This window comes from Pedobacter chitinilyticus (assembly GCF_003313385.1).
Classification (GTDB): Bacteria; Bacteroidota; Bacteroidia; order Sphingobacteriales; family Sphingobacteriaceae; genus Pedobacter; species Pedobacter chitinilyticus.
In genome coordinates, this window is record NZ_QMHN01000001.1 from 499568 (window position 1) to 516698 (window position 17131).

General features: G+C 37.2%; 17 protein-coding genes. 10 read left to right on the forward strand and 7 right to left on the reverse strand.

Annotated elements, in window-relative coordinates:
* The first annotated feature begins 91 nt into the window (after window positions 1-91).
* From rpsO to DUT70_RS02125, 6 genes are all read left to right on the forward strand, one after another.
* On the forward strand, window positions 92-370 hold the full coding sequence (gene rpsO, locus DUT70_RS02100; protein ID WP_113645647.1) for a 30S ribosomal protein S15: 279 nt from the start codon (window positions 92-94) through the stop codon (window positions 368-370).
* A 120-nt stretch (window positions 371-490) separates the two neighbouring features.
* Window positions 491-2638 (forward strand): polyribonucleotide nucleotidyltransferase, encoded by a 2148-nt coding sequence (gene pnp, locus DUT70_RS02105; RefSeq protein ID WP_113645648.1) that lies wholly within the window; start codon window positions 491-493, stop codon window positions 2636-2638.
* A 283-nt stretch (window positions 2639-2921) separates the two neighbouring features.
* The gene (gene rpe / locus DUT70_RS02110; RefSeq protein ID WP_113645649.1) at window positions 2922-3593 is read left to right on the forward strand and encodes a ribulose-phosphate 3-epimerase; all 672 of its coding nucleotides are present in this window, start codon (window positions 2922-2924) and stop codon (window positions 3591-3593) included.
* A 3-nt stretch (window positions 3594-3596) separates the two neighbouring features.
* Complete coding sequence (locus DUT70_RS02115) at window positions 3597-6032, forward strand: TonB-dependent receptor (protein WP_113645650.1); 2436 nt, start codon at window positions 3597-3599, stop codon at window positions 6030-6032.
* A gap of 151 nt (window positions 6033-6183) precedes the next feature.
* Window positions 6184-7251 (forward strand): 3-phosphoserine/phosphohydroxythreonine transaminase, encoded by a 1068-nt coding sequence (gene serC / locus DUT70_RS02120; RefSeq protein ID WP_113645651.1) that lies wholly within the window; start codon window positions 6184-6186, stop codon window positions 7249-7251.
* A gap of 3 nt (window positions 7252-7254) precedes the next feature.
* Window positions 7255-8205: a D-2-hydroxyacid dehydrogenase gene (locus tag DUT70_RS02125; protein WP_113645652.1), complete on the forward strand. Its 951-nt coding sequence runs from the start codon at window positions 7255-7257 to the stop codon at window positions 8203-8205.
* 505 nt (window positions 8206-8710) lie between these two features.
* Here the strand turns inward: DUT70_RS02125 and DUT70_RS21070 are convergent.
* The 4 genes from DUT70_RS21070 to DUT70_RS02140 are packed head-to-tail and all read right to left on the reverse strand — an operon-like array spanning window position 8711 to window position 10493.
* On the reverse strand, window positions 8711-8857 hold the full coding sequence (locus DUT70_RS21070) for a hypothetical protein (RefSeq protein WP_162926554.1): 147 nt from the start codon (window positions 8855-8857) through the stop codon (window positions 8711-8713).
* A gap of 1 nt (window position 8858) precedes the next feature.
* Window positions 8859-9404: a hypothetical protein gene (locus tag DUT70_RS02130; protein ID WP_205529714.1), complete on the reverse strand. Its 546-nt coding sequence runs from the start codon at window positions 9402-9404 to the stop codon at window positions 8859-8861.
* A gap of 10 nt (window positions 9405-9414) precedes the next feature.
* Entirely contained in the window at window positions 9415-9702 is a 288-nt protein-coding gene (locus tag DUT70_RS02135) for a putative quinol monooxygenase (protein ID WP_113645653.1), read from the reverse strand.
* An 11-nt stretch (window positions 9703-9713) separates the two neighbouring features.
* The gene (locus DUT70_RS02140) at window positions 9714-10493 is read right to left on the reverse strand and encodes an SAM hydrolase/SAM-dependent halogenase family protein (RefSeq protein WP_113645654.1); all 780 of its coding nucleotides are present in this window, start codon (window positions 10491-10493) and stop codon (window positions 9714-9716) included.
* Between the two features lie 103 nt (window positions 10494-10596).
* On the opposite strand from DUT70_RS02140, the gene DUT70_RS02145 reads away from it, so the two are divergent.
* The 4 genes from DUT70_RS02145 (at window position 10597) to DUT70_RS02160 (ending at window position 14067) form a co-directional block, all read left to right on the forward strand.
* Entirely contained in the window at window positions 10597-11562 is a 966-nt protein-coding gene (locus DUT70_RS02145) for a PhoH family protein (protein ID WP_113645655.1), read from the forward strand.
* A gap of 159 nt (window positions 11563-11721) precedes the next feature.
* Complete coding sequence (locus tag DUT70_RS02150) at window positions 11722-12672, forward strand: phosphoribosylaminoimidazolesuccinocarboxamide synthase (RefSeq protein ID WP_113645656.1); 951 nt, start codon at window positions 11722-11724, stop codon at window positions 12670-12672.
* A gap of 87 nt (window positions 12673-12759) precedes the next feature.
* Complete coding sequence (locus DUT70_RS02155; protein ID WP_113645657.1) at window positions 12760-13146, forward strand: STAS domain-containing protein; 387 nt, start codon at window positions 12760-12762, stop codon at window positions 13144-13146.
* A gap of 9 nt (window positions 13147-13155) precedes the next feature.
* Window positions 13156-14067 (forward strand): ribonuclease Z, encoded by a 912-nt coding sequence (locus DUT70_RS02160; protein ID WP_113645658.1) that lies wholly within the window; start codon window positions 13156-13158, stop codon window positions 14065-14067.
* 289 nt (window positions 14068-14356) lie between these two features.
* On the opposite strand, the gene DUT70_RS02165 is transcribed toward DUT70_RS02160, so the two are convergent.
* The 3 genes from DUT70_RS02165 to DUT70_RS02175 all read right to left on the reverse strand — a co-directional run bounded on the left by DUT70_RS02165 (window position 14357) and on the right by DUT70_RS02175 (window position 17071).
* Complete coding sequence (locus tag DUT70_RS02165) at window positions 14357-15310, reverse strand: MlaD family protein (protein WP_113645659.1); 954 nt, start codon at window positions 15308-15310, stop codon at window positions 14357-14359.
* A 78-nt stretch (window positions 15311-15388) separates the two neighbouring features.
* Window positions 15389-16165: an N-acetylmuramoyl-L-alanine amidase family protein gene (locus tag DUT70_RS02170; RefSeq protein ID WP_113645660.1), complete on the reverse strand. Its 777-nt coding sequence runs from the start codon at window positions 16163-16165 to the stop codon at window positions 15389-15391.
* Between the two features lie 30 nt (window positions 16166-16195).
* Window positions 16196-17071 (reverse strand): N-acetylmuramoyl-L-alanine amidase family protein, encoded by an 876-nt coding sequence (locus tag DUT70_RS02175; RefSeq protein ID WP_113645661.1) that lies wholly within the window; start codon window positions 17069-17071, stop codon window positions 16196-16198.
* Window positions 17072-17131: the final 60 nt, after the last annotated feature.

The following is a 17131-nucleotide window of genomic DNA, read 5'->3' on the forward strand; positions in this document are numbered from 1 at the left end:
ATTAATCAGTTCAACAATTCTTCAAATCCGAAAAATACCTTATCTTTGCACCCAATTAATTAATTTAAAAACACTTTAATATTATTCAAGAATGTATTTAAGTTCAGAAAAGAAAGCCGAAATTTTTGCAAAACACGGCGAAGTAGCAACCAACACGGGTTCTGCAGAAGGTCAAGTAGCATTGTTTACTTACCGTATTGCCCACTTAACAGAGCACTTGAAAAAAAATCGTAAAGATTTTTCTACACAGTTAGCTCTACAAAAGTTAGTAGGTAAACGTCGTGGCATTTTAGCTTATCTTTACAAAAAAGATATTGAGCGCTACCGTGCTATCATCAAAGCTTTATCGCTAAGAGATATCATTAAATAAAAGCTTTTATCAACTAAAAGCCATTCTTTTAGAGTGGCTTTTTTTAGTTTTAATACTCGAAAAAATAAATATAAACTCGGTCTGTTCGAAAGAGGAAAAACAGATCACAACAATTTGTAAATGAATGTAATAAAAAAATCGTTCGATTTGGGCGATGGAAGAATTGTAGAAATTGAAACAGGTAAATTAGCGAAACAAGCTGATGGTTCTGTAGTTGTTAAAATGGGTGATACCATGTTGTTAGCAACAGTGGTATCGACTGTAGGTGCTAAACCAGGTACCGATTTTTTACCTTTATCGGTAGATTACCAAGAAAAATACGCGGCTACTGGCCGTATTCCAGGAGGTTTTTTACGCCGTGAGGCAAGATTATCTGATTACGAGGTTTTAATCTCTCGTTTGGTAGATAGAGCTTTACGTCCGTTGTTCCCTTCGGATTATCACTCTGATACACAGGTGATGATTTCATTAATTTCTGCTGATAAAAATATCATGCCTGATTGTTTAGCTGGTTTGGCGGCATCGGCAGCATTAGCAGTTTCAGATATTCCTTTTAACGGGCCTATCTCTGAAGTGCGTGTAGCAAAAATTGATGGTCAATTAGTAATTAACCCTTACGCTAGCGATTTAGAGCGTGCAACTTTAGAATTTATGGTTGCTGGTTCTGCTAACGATATCGTGATGGTAGAGGGTGAGTGCGACGAGATCCAAGAAGAAGAAATGGTTGAAGCATTGAAATTTGCTCACGAGGCAATTAAAGTTCAATGTGCTGTTCAGGTTGAATTGACCGAAGCAACAGGTAAAACTGTTAAACGTACATATAGCCACGAAGATCATGATGATGAGTTGAAAGCTAAAGTTTATGCTGATACTTATGACAAGGTTTACGCCATTGCAAAATCAGGTTCTACCAAAGAAGAGCGTTCTGAAGCTTTTACCGCTTTAATTACCGAGTTTTTGGAGGCTATGCCAGAAGAAACTGAAGATTTAACAAAAGCATTGGCTAAGCACTATTACCATGATGTACAGTATGATGCTGTTCGTGCTTTATTGTTAGATGAAGGTATCCGTTTAGATGGCCGTGCAACTACGCAGATTCGTCCAATTTGGAGTGAAGTAGGTTATTTGCCAGCTGCTCACGGTTCAGCGGTATTTACGCGTGGTGAAACGCAATCTTTAACCTCGGTTACTTTAGGTAGCAAAGATGATGAGCAAATGATTGACGGTGCTTTCATCAATGGTTATAACAAGTTTTTATTGCACTATAACTTCCCTGGTTTCTCAACTGGTGAGGTTAGACCTAACAGAGGTGCTGGACGTAGAGAGATTGGTCACGGTGCTTTGGCGCAACGCTCGTTGAAGAAGGTATTGCCTGCAGGTGCTGAAAACCCTTACACCATTCGTATCGTATCTGACATTTTAGAATCTAACGGTTCTTCGTCAATGGCTACGGTTTGTGCTGGTACTTTGGCATTAATGGATGCAGGTATCAAAATTAAAGCGCCAGTATCAGGTATAGCAATGGGTTTAATTACCGATGAGAAAACTGGTAAATATCAAATCCTTTCAGATATTTTAGGTGATGAAGATCACTTGGGAGATATGGACTTTAAAGTAACTGGTACTGAAAAAGGTATTGTTGCTTGTCAAATGGACTTAAAAATCAATGGTTTGTCTTATGAAGTTTTAACGAAAGCTTTGTTACAAGCTAAAGAAGGTCGTTTACACATCTTAAACGAGATGAAGAAAACGATTGCTGCACCAGCTGAAGATTACAAACCACATGCACCACGTATTGTTTCTCTAACTATTGAGAAAGAATTTATTGGTGCTGTAATTGGCCCAGGCGGTAAAATTATTCAAGAAATGCAACGCGAAACTGGCGCATCTATCTCTATTGAAGAGGTTGATAACAAAGGTATTGTTGAGATTTTTGCAGATAACAAAGCGGCTATTGATGCTGCTGTTGCTCGTATCCGTGCCATTGCTGCTAAACCAGAAATTGGTGAGGTTTACACTGGTAAGGTAAAATCTATCATGCCTTTTGGTGCATTTGTAGAAATTATGCCAGGTAAAGATGGTTTGCTGCACATTTCTGAAATTGATTGGAAACGTTTAGAAACCATGGACGGTGTACTTAAAGAAGGTGATATTATCGAGGTGAAATTGTTGGATATTGACAAACAAGGTAAAATGAAACTTTCTCGTAAGGTTTTATTGCCTCGCCCTCCAAAACCAGAAGGTGCACCAGCTGCTCCACAAGGATAAAAACAACTGTCATTTTGAACGACAGTGAAAAATCTCAAAGTTTTTAGCACTTATCTAGCAAATTCTTCGCAAAGGTCAGAATGACAAAAATGAATAGAAACCCTTTCAGTTTTACTGGAAGGGTTTTTTGTTTAGGATAAGTGGTATTATAAAAGAATTTGTAACTTGCATTTGATTGTTTCACACTTGTAATGACGTTGAAAATCGTCGTTGTGAGAAGGTACGACGAAGCAATCTTAAAACGATATAATTTACTTCGTACCTCGCAATAATGATAAACTAAATGAAACACCTAATTGCCCCTTCCATTTTATCGGCTGATTTTGCCAACCTGCAACGTGACATAGAGATGCTTAACCAAAGTGAGGCAGATTGGATTCATGTAGACGTAATGGATGGTGTTTTTGTGCCTAATATTTCCTTTGGTTTTCCAGTAATTGCAGCAGCAAAAAAACATGCTAAAAAGCCTTTTGATGTGCATTTAATGATTGTAGACCCAGATAGGTATATTGCTGACTTTGCTAAGGCTGGAGCTGATGTTATTACAGTGCATTATGAGGCGTGTACCCATTTACATCGTACAATTCAGCTGATTAAATCAGTGGGATGCAAAGCGGGAGTGGCTTTAAATCCGCATACGCCAGTTAGTTTTTTGAAAGATGTATTGCAGGACATTGATTTGGTTTTGGTGATGTCTGTAAATCCTGGTTTTGGTGGACAAGCTTTTATTCCTCAAACCTTAAATAAGCTAAGAGAATTGAGGCAAATGGCCAAGCAAGTTAACCCTAATCTTTACATAGAGGTTGATGGGGGAGTGGGGATTCAGAATATAGCTTCGTTAATTGAAGCAGGTGCCAATGTTTTCGTAGCAGGCAATGCTGTTTTTGCAGCCACAAGTCCTACACAGATGATTTCAGAGCTCAAAAATATAAAAACCTCTATTCAGCAGATCTAATTAATGGCCAAGAAAACGCTTTTCCTTTTATGTTTGGTCATTTTATCGCTATGCGCCAGCGCACAATCCTTAATTAAGGTAAGCGGTATCATTTATGATGAGAAAAATCAACCCTTACCTAAAGTAAGTGTTACGTTGGTAGGCTTATCTGGAAGTACAGTGAGTGATGAAGAAGGGAAGTATACCATTCATTCACGTTTGTCTAATTTCAGTTTGAGGTTCAAACTGGTAGGCTATCGAACGGAAACCATTAAGTTTAGTGAACAAAAAGGAACTGAAGTAAAAAAAGATGTTTTTTTGAAGCTAGACGTGAAAGAACTTAAAGGCGTAAAAATTACGGGGAAACAAAACCAGCTCAACAATGCGCAAAGTATCAATGTTACTGATTTGGCAAGCTTGCCTACCGTTTCCATGAACTTTGAAGCTATTTTAAAAACCTTGCCAGGGGTTTCCACCAACAATGAATTAAGTTCGCAATACAGTGTACGTGGTGGTAATTTCGACGAAAATCTAATTTACGTTAACGATATTGAAATTAACCGACCTATTTTAATTAGAAATGGGCAACAGGAAGGTTTGAGTTTTATTAACCCCGATTTTGTAAGTAGGGCACGTTTTTCGGCAGGTGGTTTTAATGCTAGGTACAACGACAAGCTTTCATCGGTACTGGATGTAAGATATGACAAGCCAGATAGCAATGAATATGTAATATCAGCTGGTTTAATGGGTTTTTCGGCTACGGCTAAAAGCAATTTTAAAAATAGCCATTTGCTGTTTGGTTTCAGGAGAAAAGATAACAGGAATGTATTGGGAACGCAAGACCAAAAAGGTAGCTATCGTCCTAATTTTAATGATTTTCAGGCGCTTTATCAATATAATTTCAGCCAGAAGTTTAGCATTAACACCTTGCTTAATTTTAATTCTGGAAGTTTTAAACTTGTTCCACAAAGTAGGGAAACACAATTTGGTACCATTACTACACCCATGCGTTTGAAGGTGGATTATGAAGGACAGGAAATTGATGATTATTACACTTATGGAGGTGCAGTAACAGCTTTGTTCAATCCTTATAAAGATTTGTCTGTCAAATGGATAAACAGTTATTTCGAAGTTCAGGAAAGAGAACGTTTTGATATTGATGGTAACTATGTTTTTGAAGAAGTGGATAACGATTACGCTGGTGGTGGCTTTGGTCCAATTCGTAAAAATAGAGGCTTGGGCAACCAATACAGTTACGCTAGAAATAGTTTAAATTCGAGTATAGCAAGTACCGAACTTAAGGTAGAACAGCGTGTGGGAAAACATGAAATTACCTATGGTGCAAGATTCGAGCAAGCAAAATATGTAGATAAAATTAACGAATACAGTTATCTTGATTCGGCAGGCTATATTTTACCAGCGAATACCAATTCGTTTACTTTTGAGGATGCTATTTTTAGCAATAACCATTTAAAAATCAATACCATTTCTGGGTATTTACAAGATAGTTATGCTGTTTCAGCAAAAACAGATGTGCAATTTGGTTTGCGAGCTAGTTACAATGATTTAAGTAGCGAATTATTGTTTAGTCCTAGGTTGTTAATGTTGTATCGTCCAGATGAACAAAAACTTTGGCGATTTACAGCGGGTATTTATCGTCAGGCACCAAGCTATAGGAGTATTAGAGATTTGGATGGCTCACTAAATCTTGACCAAAAGGCACAGCGTTCCTACAACATATCGGCAGGTTACGATTTTTCCTTTAACGGATTAGGGACACGCCTAAAATTTACTTCTGAGGTTTATTACAAGTACGCTGATAGGATGATTCCGTATACCGTAGATAACGTAAGAATCAAATATTTGGCTACAAGCACTGCTAAAGGCAATACCTACGGAGCAGATTTTTCATTGGGTGGTGAGCTGGTGAAGGATTTGATGTCTTTTTTTAGGGTTTCAATCTTAAGCGCTAACCAAGATGTAATTAACGACAGTTACGTAGCTAAGGATGCTAATGGCCAAAACCAAACCATTTATCCAGGCTATTTGAAAAGACCAACCGACCAAAAAGTAAATTTCTCGATGTTTTTTCAGGATAGATTATTCAAAAGCCCTACTTATAAAGTGCACCTTAATTTGTTGTATGGTTCCAGATTACCTATCGGTGCCCCTCAAATTAAAACTTATACCGATGATTTCAGTATTCCAGCATACCGAAGGGTAGATATTGGTTTTTCTAATGACTTTTTGGATGCCAGTGCTAAAAGAAAGCCCAAATTTTTGAGCAAATATTTTAATTCGGTAATTGCTTATGCAGAGGTTTTTAACTTGCTGAACATTAACAATACGGTATCTTATTTGTGGCTAAAAGACGTGAATAATGTCAATTACGCTATTCCTAATTATTTAACGGGCAGACAATTAAACTTTAAGCTCATCTTTAAGATAAAAGGCAATTAATTGAGGTTAATATGCTATCACTTTAGGTTAATATACTAGCAGTATTTTTGTCTTTTTCTCAAACGTTTGTTATGTTGATTATTTGGTTGATAAAAAACCTAAATAATTAGTGTCAAAATGTTAATTTTACGAGCAATAAAAAACAGAAAAAATGAGACATAATTTTGGAGCTGGTCCTTGTATTTTACCGCAGGAAGTTTTTAAGCAAGCTTCTAGCGCAGTACTAGATTTTAAAGACGGTTTATCAATTCTAGAAATCTCCCATCGCTCACCTGAATTTGAGGCAGTGGTTGAGGAGACGGTAAGATTGGTAAAGGAACTTTTAAATGTTCCTTCGGGATATTCAGTACTGTTGTTGCAAGGAGGAGCAAGCCTACAATTTTCAATGGTGCCCATGAATTTACTGCCTGAAGGCAAAAGCGCCGCTTATTTAGATTCGGGTGTTTGGGCAAGTAAAGCAATTAAAGAAGTTAAATATTTCGGTAAAGCCAATGTTGTAGCATCCTCAAAAGACTCCAATTATACCTTTATTCCTAAAGACTTCGAAATCCCAGCGGATAGTGCTTATTTCCACTATACCTCTAATAATACTATTTACGGTACTGAGCTGTTTGATTTACCAGCCACCAAAGTACCTGTAGTTTGCGACATGTCGTCGGATATTATGAGCCGTGTGATTGACGTTTCGAAATATGACTTAATCTATGCTGGAGCGCAAAAAAATATCGGTCCTGCTGGTTTAACTGTAGTGATTGTAAAAGACGAGATTTTAGGAAAAACTGATAGAGCTATTCCTTCTATGTTAGATTATAAATCTCATGTAGACGGTGGTTCAATGTACAACACCCCGCCTGTGTTCTCTATCTACACTGCAATGTTAAACCTCCGTTGGTTGAAATCAAAAGGCGGTATTGCTGAGATTGAGAAAGAAAATATCGCAAAGGCAAAAGCTTTATATACAGAGATTGATAGAAATTCTTTATTTAAGGGAACTTGTGCGGTAGAAGACCGTTCACGTATGAACATTTGTTTTGTAATGGAAGACCCTGAGTTAGAAAAGCCTTTCGCTAAATATGCTGACGAAAATGGTTTTGAAGGCTTAAAGGGACACAGAAGTGTAGGTGGTTTCAGAGCATCTATGTACAATGCACTTCCAATTACCAGCGTACATGCGCTAATCGATTTAATGCAAAGTTTCGAAGAAAAATACAAAAAATAAGAAATGGCTAGAATACTTGCCAATGATGGCATAGATCCAATAGGAAAGAAATTATTAGAAGATGCTGGGTTTACTGTAGATACACAAACGGTACCTCAAGATCAATTAGTAGCGGCATTGCAAAATTACGATGGCTTAACCGTTAGAAGTGCTACTAAAGTTAGAAAAGAACTGATTGATGCTTGTCCTAACCTCAAATTAATAGGTAGAGGTGGTGTTGGTATGGATAATATCGACGTAGAATACGCAAGGTCAAAAGGAATTACAGTAGTGAATACACCTGCTGCTTCATCATTATCGGTAGCGGAGTTGGTGTTCTCTCACTTATTTACTGGCGTACGTTTCTTGCAAGATGCTAACCGTAAAATGCCTGTAGAAGGAAATACCAAATTCAACGATTTGAAAAAAGCTTATGCTAAGGGTATTGAGTTGAGAGGTAAAACCATTGGTATTATTGGTTTTGGAAGAATTGGAAGAGAAACTGCAGCCGTAGCTTTAGGGTTAGGAATGAATGTGTTAGCTTACGATTTATTCCCTTTTAGTGGAAACATTACTTTGAACCTAACTTTAGGCATCAAGGTTGAAATTCCAGTAACTACCGTAAGTTTGGAAGAGGTAATTGCCAATAGTGATTTTATCTCTTTACATACGCCATTTGCCGACAAACCAATTTTAGGCGCAGCTGAATTTGCAGCGATGAAAAACGGGGTAGGCGTAGTGAATTGCTCTCGTGGTGGAACTATCGACGAAGCTGCTTTAATCGAGGCTTTAAACTCGGGCAAGGTTGCTTTTGCAGGTTTAGATGTTTTTGATAACGAACCTACACCAGCTGCAGAGATTTTATCACACCCTAAAATTTCGTTGACTCCTCATATTGGTGCCTCAACTAACGAAGCGCAAGAGCGTATCGGTACGGAATTGGCTAATTTGATTATCGATCATTTTAAGGGTTAATCCCCGATAACCATATGATATAAAAGCCCGAGATTTTAATCTTGGGCTTTTTTGTGTTTATACGAGTCGTCATTGCCGTTGATAATGCGTCATTTCGACCGTAGCGGAGAAATCTTTGTAAATTTATTTTATCTAATAAAAGACTCGATATTATGTCACCACCTCGTGGTTCTGAATTGTAATGTCTTATAGTTAGAATAATATCAGTCCTTCGGACTTAAATATTACATGAAAATTCTTTATACCACACATCTATTGCCAAAACCACGAAGTGGTGTTATTATTTTAAAAGAGATAAGCAGTAGGTAAAGAATCCTGAAAGGGTGATATTAAATTCAAAGATTCTACTATTCATAACACGTCATTTCGATCGTAGTGGAGAGATCTTTTTCGAATGTTTAATAAATATAGATATATCCAAAGATTTAACTTCGTTGATTTTCAATTTACTTCGTAGAGCTTCGATTCTCCACTCGCTAAGCTGTAGTCTAAATGACAAAAGTGCTTACTCCATCGAATTAGTCAACGCCCAGTACCTAAAACCTAACACCGCCTTTTGAAAGGTGCTCAATCTCATTGGGTCTTTTTGGTAATAGGATGGAAGCACTAGTTTATTCAATTTTACCAATGCTTTAAAAAATGCTTTCTTCATATCATAAAACTTTGATACCGCTTTGAGGCTCTTTTGACTTCATCAATTTGTTCTTTCTGTAAAGGATAAAGAACAACACCGCAGATATGACAACAAAAAGAGCCAATAAAAGTTGCAAATAATTGGTGCTTTTACTTATTTTCTGATTGTACTCCAGCAATTCGTCATTTTTTACCTGCAAGTCCCTAATGGTTTTCTTATAGCTGTCAATACGTAATTGACTGTTATCTACATTAGATTTTACCTGTTGAAACTGTAGGTCTTTGTAGTCTAACAATACCTTCAATTCCGTAAAGATGTTATTATCGTTAATGGCAATCTGTCTCAAAATCTCGTTAGAGTTTTTGATGTCCCTTTTGGTCTGGAATCCAAAAATACCTGTGCGAGCATTTAAGCTTTCATCATATTGTCCAAAGCGGGTGCTTCGTTCGGCCAACATGACGTTAATTTTATTTCGTTGCAGTTCATAAGCAGAACTATCTTGCGCAAAGCTTACGCTTATTAAACTTCCGAATAAGAGTGTAAAAAGAATGGCTTTTCTCATCATAGTTAAAACTTTAAATAGTACCTAACAAACTCCATGCCTCAGCTTTCTTTACAAAATGAGGTTTCACTTGTGCCCATGTACGTTTGAACAAATCAGACTGTCTATAGTTTTCCAGCGCATCGACATTTTTCCACCTGCTGATCGTGAAAAAAACGTTCTTGTCCGTTTCATGCTGTAGCAAATTAACGCCCATACAGCCTTCGAAGCTTGCGATTTGGATATTTACTTGTGTAAATAGCTGCTTGAAGTCTTCGATGAATAATTCAGAAAACTCCAATTTAACAAGTCTGGTAATCATAAAAAGATGGTTTATGGATGGAACTCTACCCTGACAATATCATTAAGATGCAAGCCTAATAAACCGCTGGCTTTGCCTTTGTTAATGGCAATTTCCAAATGGTTACTAATGCCAAATAGGCAGAGTTTTTCGCCTTCTGGAACTTCATTATAGTGCCAGCTTAGTTGGGTAATGGTTTCGCTCTTCCTAAAATAAAGCGTAAAGTCTCTATTGCGTTGTACTTTGGTGAATAAGTCCTTGGTAATGTTGGTAATTACATTACTGAACCTATCGATAAAAATCACACTTCCTCTGATAATGTCACGTTCAATTACAGGGTGCAACAACATGCGCTGTTCAATATCATCAGCAGGGATACCAATTTCTTTGAGTCTGCCACCTTTAGCCAAATGCACAGCAGCTTTCACCAAGATATCAACCAACGGAAAATGCAAAAATTTCAAGTCCTGCATAATGTTCAGTTCCACTAATTCGTCAGGTTTATCCTCAAAAAGCAACGAAAAAATGCCATTATCGGCGCCTACAAAATAATGGTCTTTGTAGCGCAGGGCGATGTACTTGGTGTTTTCGTTAAATACTGAATCAATCCCAATAAGGTGAACCGTATTTTTTGGGAAATAGATATAGGCATTTTTAAGAACAAAAGCTGCGTAAGAAATGTTGAAAGCAGGTACTTCGTGGGTGATGTCTATAATATTAACGCTTGGGAGGATATTCAGGATACTGCCTTTTAGTGCAGCCTGATAAAAATCCTTCGAACCCAAATCTGTCGTTAATGTGATTATAGCCATTAAAAATTAAATATTTATGCTTATTCTTGCGTATAGGCAAATTGCCTACAAATATTCAATTTTTAAATCGAATTACACAGGGCGCAACTAAAAAAACAATATTTTGAGCGAAATAAAATTGATACTGGAAACTACCGATCAGATACAATTCTGGGGGGCGAATAACGAGCACTATGAGCAAATAAAAGCGGCTTTTCCAAAGCTGAAGATTGTGGCTAGAGGCAATGAAGTGAAGGCTTTAGGTGACGAGGCCGAGCTCAAATTGTTTGAGCAAAAAATCAACGCCTTGGTGGCTCATTTAGATAAATTTGGCACGCTGACCAATAACGATGTGGACGGCATATTGGGCGCTAAAAAAAATACTGAGAACAACACTACAGAACCTGCTAGTGGTACCCCTGTAGGTAGTGGCGAGGTAATTGTTTATGGAAACCACGGTCTAATGGTAAAAGCCCGTACGGCAAACCAAAGGAAAATGGTAGACAGCATCAATAAAAACGATGTGTTGTTTGCCATTGGTCCTGCAGGTACAGGGAAGACCTATACTGCGGTTGCCTTGGCGGTAAGAGCCCTGAAAAACAAAGAGATTAAGCGTATCATCTTGACCAGACCTGCGGTAGAGGCTGGGGAGAGTCTGGGCTTTTTGCCTGGCGACTTGAAGGAAAAAGTCGACCCTTATTTACGCCCTTTGTATGATGCGCTTGATGATATGATTCCAGCGGAGAAACTAAAAATCTATTTAGAGAATAGAACCATTGAAGTAGCACCGCTAGCCTTTATGCGTGGTCGTACCTTAGATAATTGCTTTGTGATTTTGGATGAGGCTCAGAACTCTACCGATTTGCAATTGAAAATGTTCCTAACTCGTATGGGACCAACGGCTAAATTTATCGTTACTGGTGACGTTACTCAAATTGACTTACCGAAAAAGGCACAGTCGGGCTTACATAATGCCCTTCGCATATTGGGTGATATTAAAGGAATCGATATTATTTATTTAAGCGGCGAGGATGTGGTACGTCATAAGTTGGTTAAGGCTATTTTGAAAGCGTACGGAGATATTCAGTAATAGTGGTTAGTTACTAGTGGTTAGTAATTAGGAATAGCGTATTGTTTAAAAGAGGTCCGAAGATGAAATTTTATAATTATGTCTTCGGACTTTTTTATTGGGTCAAGTTAGCTGCTCAACTTTCGGACTTCCCGACTTTTTTACTATTTTTATGCCCTCATGAAAGCAGTAAAAGAAACCCAATTTACCTTCCCAAAACAAAGTAGTTTTTACAAAGGAAAAGTACGTGATGTGTACACTATTGATAACCAGTTAATGGCAATGGTGGTGACCGACAGGATCTCGGCATTTGATGTGGTATTGCCAGAAGCAATTCCTTACAAAGGTCAGGTGTTGAACCAAATTGCAGCTAAATTTTTATCAGCAACAAAAGACATCGTGCCAAATTGGGTATTAGCTACTCCAGATGAAATGGTGACGATTGGTCGTATTTGCGAACCATTTAAGGTAGAGATGGTGATTAGAGGATATTTAGCTGGTCATGCTGCACGTGAATATGCACTAGGCAAACGTCAAGTTTGTGGTGTTGCTTTGCCAGAAGGGTTGAAAGAGAATGATAAGCTACCTGAGCCTATCATTACACCAACCACTAAAGCTGCTGTAGGCCACGATGAGGATATTTCAAGAGAAGATATTTTGGCGAAAGGCATTGTTTCTTTAGCAGATTATGAAAAACTAGAGAAATACACCCGTGCTTTATACCAAAGAGGTACCGAAATGGCAGCAGAAAGAGGACTGATTTTAGTGGATACCAAATATGAGTTCGGTAAAGTGGGTGATGAAATTTATTTGATCGACGAAATTCACACGCCAGATTCGTCTCGTTACTTTTATGCTGAAGGTTATGAAGAAAGACAGGCAAATGACGAACCTCAAAAACAGCTTTCTAAAGAGTTTGTGCGTAAGTGGTTAATAGAGAATGGCTTTCAAGGTAAAGATGGACAAGTAGTGCCAATAATGACTGAAGAAATTGTAGAATCCATTTCAGAACGCTATATTGAGCTTTACGAACAGATTGTTGGAGAGAAATTTGTGAAAAATCCTTCTGAAAATATTTTGGATAGGATAGAAGCAAATACCAAAGCCGCCGTTGAGAAATTAATACAGTAAACAGTTTTCAGTTAGCATTAAACTTTTAATGCTAGTTAATTAGTTAGCCAGTTAAACAAATAACCAGTTAACCAAAAAATAAAAAATATGAAATTTAGTGTAGATAAGCACGAGAAATATGTAGTGTTGAAATTAGAGGAGCCTAAATTCACTAATGATAACACCCCAGCCTTAAAATCTGAATTTGTTCTTTTGAACACAGAAGGTTACCATAATATTGTTTTAGATTTATCGGCTGTTAAAGAGTGCAGTGACGCACAAGATTTAAGCGCTTTGCTGGCTGGCGATAGACTTTGTAAAGCTGCCGATGGTTTATTCATCGTATGTGGCGTTAATAAAAGTATCGCACAAATTATCCAAATGTCAAACCTTCATCAGTCTGTTACGTTTGTTAATAAGCTTGACGAAGCAACAGATCTTATCTTTATGGAAGAGATCGAAAAAGAACTTCGCGGTGGAGTAGACAAAGGGTAAAATTATTAAATGAAATTTGAAGTAACGATCTTAGGAAGTAGTTCGGCAACGCCAATTTATAACCGAAATCCAACAGCGCAATTACTAAATTGCAATGAACGTTTTTATTTGATTGATTGCGGTGAGGGTACTCAGCAGCAATTGATACGATATGGTTTTAAGGCATCCAAAATTGATTTTATTTTCATCAGTCATTTGCATGGTGATCATTTTTTTGGTTTAGTAGGATTGTTATCTAGCCTGCATCTTAATGGTCGTACAAAGCCTTTGCATTTATTTGCTCCAGCTGCGTTAAAGGAAATTTTGGACCTACAGTTTCTTCATTCCGACACGCATTTGCGTTATTCCATCAACTTTTTTCCAATAAATCCTGCTAAACCAGAAGTGATTTTTAAGAACAATGATGTTGTTGTTGAAACCATTATACTGAACCATCGTATTCCATGTACAGGATTTAAGTTTACAGAGAAAAAACGTTTAAGAAAGTTGATTGTAGAGAAGTTAGAGCGAGATTCCATTCCAGTGGAATACTATGCAATGCTAAAGCGGAGTGTAGATTTTGAATTGCCAGATGGAAGAAGGGTTAATCATCTAGATTATACTATAGATTCTGCCATACCAAAGGTATATTGCTATTGTTCTGATACGATGTACGACGAACGTTATTTTGATCAAATCAAAGGAGCAGATACCCTTTATCACGAAGCTACCTTCATGCACGACATGTTAGAACGAGCTTTGGAAACCCATCACACTACGGCACAGCAAGCCGCTGAAATCGCAAAAAAAGTAGACGCTAAGAAATTATTGATCGGCCACTTTTCTTCTAGATACAAAACATTGGAAGGTCTGTTAGAGGAAGCACAGGCTGGTTTCGAAAACACAGTTTTAGCAACAGAAGGTAGAACTTTCGAAATATAAACTGAGCCGTTAATCTTCCGTCATTTCGAGTGGAAAGTAGGGCAGTTGAGGACCGAAGCTCAACGAAGTTAAATCTAGAGACATATGAAACTAAGACTTACGAAGTTTCAAAAACTTCGTAAGTCTATAAAGAATAAATACTCCGAACTCATTAAAAGACTTTTCGACTACGTTGCTCTTCGCTAGAAATGGCGGATCTATTATGCGTTTGTGCTGTAGAAATGATTAAGCATAAAAAAAGCGAAGAACTATTAAGGATTCTTCGCTTGTCGTATTGAGGTTCTGTTGATTATTTATCTTTCTTATTCCCGCCGCCAAATACAGAGAAGTGAACATAGCGTTTAGGGTTAGTTTTTAAATCGATCATTAAAGCATCTAAGTTTTTAGAGGCATTGTTAAGGTTGTCATACATCTGTCTGTCGTTTAACAAAGCACCTAAAGTACCCTTTCCATTTTTAAGATCGCTGATCATTCCTTGTAAATCAGCAATTGCTTTATTTGCGTTGTTTACCGTTGTTTCAAAATTTATAGCTGCTACCTTATCCGTCATCGTATTCAAGTTCTTCATTACGGCATCAATTCTAGCACCATTACTTTTAAAGTTGGCTGTAATGGCTTCTACATTAGATAGGATAGACGAAAGTTTTGAACTTTCTGATCCCACTAAAGCATCAACTTTTTTGGAAGTAGATTCTAATGAAGTTAAAGTGCCTGCAATACTGGTAAAACTACGATCGATGTTTTTCTGAAGGTTAGGATTTAAAATTGTATTGATACTTGAAAGGATTGAGTCCATTTTGGTAATGATCAATTCAGCCTTCTTTTGAACGGGTTGAAAAGTCTCCATCAAACCTTTTTCTACATTGGTTTGCAGAAAATCGCCATCTTGAGCAAAATTTTTATCGTTACCAAGTGTTAACACAATTGCTTTGCTGCCTAAAAGGTCTGTGCCTTCTAAACGAGCGATGGTGTTTTTAGGAATTTCGTATTTTCCGTTGATTTTCAAAGTAGCTTTAATGGTGGCATCTGGCTGTAGTTCCAATGCCGCAACTCTACCAATTTGGTAACCATTAATTAATACAGGTTTAGATACCGCTAAACCATCCACTTGAGTGTATTTGGCGTAAAGGATTGTCTCGCTAGAAAATATGCTGTTTCCTTTTAAAAAGTTATAGCCTATAATAAGCAGGGCAATAGCAAATGCCGCTAAAATACCTACTTTGGTTTCGTTCTTTATTTTCATTTATGTTGTAGCGATTTATTGATGGTTTTCTCTATGTTGTTTTATAGTATCAATGAGCTCGCAAGCTCGCTTGGTTTATTAATTCTCTACTTCTTTTTTGTATTGCTTAATGGCATTTACAATAGCAGTTACAATTTCTTCTTGTCCTTCATCAGAGTTAATATATCTCTCTTCTTCTGGATTGGAGATAAAGCCTATTTCGGTCAGTACCGATGGCATTGCCGCCCTTTGTAATATCAGTAATCCTTGCTCTTTAACACCTCTGTTCACCCTTTTGTTTACTTCAGTATAATTTTTTTGGATATAACTAGCCAAAGCTAAGCTTTTTGAACGGTAAAGTGATTTATAAAGTGATAATAAGATGATCTCTTCAGGGTCGGTAGGATCGTAAGTACCATGTTTCTTGAAGTTTTTATCCTTAATAATTTCCTCGTTTTCCTTCAAGCCAGCATCCATTTCGTTGATGCGTCTGTAGGCTCCCACAAATGTTTCAGTACCTTTAGTATAGTTGTTTCCTTTGGGCATTGAGTTGCAGTGGATAGAGATAAACAGGTCAGCTTTAGCATCATTGGCAATTTCCGCCCTACGATACCAATCCACATCTACATCCGTTTTACGGGTTTGTATGACCTTAATTTGAGGTAATTCCTCTTGAAGTTTTGCACCTAATTTTAACGCAACTTTTAAAGCTACATCTTTCTCCCACGAATAAGCACCTTTAGCTCCTGGTTTCACACCGCCGTGACCAGCATCAATTACAATGGTCTTTATTTTATATCCTTGGGCATTTGCATTGAAAAATGAGAAAGTGAAAAGTAAAAAAGTGAAGTATAAAAAAATGTTTCTTGGCTGCATTTAGTTGTGTTTTGTGCAAAAATACAAAATTTAATTTTCTACGCTTGATTTATAGGCTTGAATGGCTTTTAATATACAATTGGTGATTTCTATTTGACCTGCTTCAGAGTTCATATAGTCTTCTTCCGTAGGATTAGAAATAAAACCAATTTCTGTAAGTACCGCAGGCATTCCTGCTCTGGCTAAAACGGCCAAGCTTTTTTCCTGAACGCCTCTGTTAATTCGTCCTACCGCTACATATTGATCTTGTATGTACTTGGCAAATTTTAAGCTCTGCGTTCTAAAGGTGTTTTTCATTAGGGATAAAATAATGGCACTTTCAGGATCAGTGGTGTCAAATCCTTCGTAGTTTTCTTTATAATTTTCCTCTAAAAATATAGCTGCATTTTCCCTTTTAATGGCTTCATCTTGCTCATCAATTCGACCACTACCAGATACAAATGTTTCTGTACCTCTAGTCGAAGTACTTTTTGAATATCGAGTTTTATAAATAGGAACTTTTTTGCCTTTTCTACGAGTATAGCCGCTAATATAACGTTGAGGATATACGGGCATATCATTACAATGGATAGAAATGAAGAGGTCAGCCTTTTCATTATTGGCTAATGCAATTCTTTCATAAAGCGGAATGAACACATCTTCGGTACGTGTATATACTACTTTTACGTCTTTAAGAGTTTCTTCAATCAGCTTTCCTAAACGTAAAGCTGTTTTTAGGGCAACATCCTTCTCGGTAGAATAGTTCCCTCTTGTCGATCCATCCTTCCCGCCGTGACCTGCATCTAATACAATTGTTTTAATTTTATATTGTTGTGCAAACGATTGATTATCAATAGTTAATAGTGATAAAATAGAAATTAATAGGATCAATATTTGTTTTGCTCTGTTCAATGGTATATTTTTCATTAATTTTGAACGTTTTGTGGTAAAGATTATTGCAAAATAAACATTCACGCACAAATTTGA

What these genes read in the sequence shown, in the direction of transcription:
- rpsO (WP_113645647.1), top strand. Translation starts at nt 92, where the DNA reads ATGTATTTAAGTTCAGAAAAGAAAGCCGAAATTTTTGCAAAACACGGC.
- DUT70_RS02115 (WP_113645650.1), top strand. Translation starts at nt 3,597, where the DNA reads ATGGCCAAGAAAACGCTTTTCCTTTTATGTTTGGTCATTTTATCGCTA.
- DUT70_RS02135 (WP_113645653.1), bottom strand. Translation starts at nt 9,702, where the DNA reads ATGATTACCAGACTTGTTAAATTGGAGTTTTCTGAATTATTCATCGAA.
- DUT70_RS02125 (WP_113645652.1), top strand. Translation starts at nt 7,255, where the DNA reads ATGGCTAGAATACTTGCCAATGATGGCATAGATCCAATAGGAAAGAAA.
- DUT70_RS02175 (WP_113645661.1), bottom strand. Translation starts at nt 17,071, where the DNA reads ATGAAAAATATACCATTGAACAGAGCAAAACAAATATTGATCCTATTA.
- DUT70_RS21070 (WP_162926554.1), bottom strand. Translation starts at nt 8,857, where the DNA reads ATGAAGAAAGCATTTTTTAAAGCATTGGTAAAATTGAATAAACTAGTG.
- DUT70_RS02130 (WP_205529714.1), bottom strand. Translation starts at nt 9,404, where the DNA reads ATGATGAGAAAAGCCATTCTTTTTACACTCTTATTCGGAAGTTTAATA.
- DUT70_RS02140 (WP_113645654.1), bottom strand. Translation starts at nt 10,493, where the DNA reads ATGGCTATAATCACATTAACGACAGATTTGGGTTCGAAGGATTTTTAT.
- DUT70_RS02155 (WP_113645657.1), top strand. Translation starts at nt 12,760, where the DNA reads ATGAAATTTAGTGTAGATAAGCACGAGAAATATGTAGTGTTGAAATTA.
- serC (WP_113645651.1), top strand. Translation starts at nt 6,184, where the DNA reads ATGAGACATAATTTTGGAGCTGGTCCTTGTATTTTACCGCAGGAAGTT.
- DUT70_RS02170 (WP_113645660.1), bottom strand. Translation starts at nt 16,165, where the DNA reads ATGCAGCCAAGAAACATTTTTTTATACTTCACTTTTTTACTTTTCACT.
- DUT70_RS02160 (WP_113645658.1), top strand. Translation starts at nt 13,156, where the DNA reads ATGAAATTTGAAGTAACGATCTTAGGAAGTAGTTCGGCAACGCCAATT.
- rpe (WP_113645649.1), top strand. Translation starts at nt 2,922, where the DNA reads ATGAAACACCTAATTGCCCCTTCCATTTTATCGGCTGATTTTGCCAAC.
- pnp (WP_113645648.1), top strand. Translation starts at nt 491, where the DNA reads ATGAATGTAATAAAAAAATCGTTCGATTTGGGCGATGGAAGAATTGTA.
- DUT70_RS02165 (WP_113645659.1), bottom strand. Translation starts at nt 15,310, where the DNA reads ATGAAAATAAAGAACGAAACCAAAGTAGGTATTTTAGCGGCATTTGCT.
- DUT70_RS02150 (WP_113645656.1), top strand. Translation starts at nt 11,722, where the DNA reads ATGAAAGCAGTAAAAGAAACCCAATTTACCTTCCCAAAACAAAGTAGT.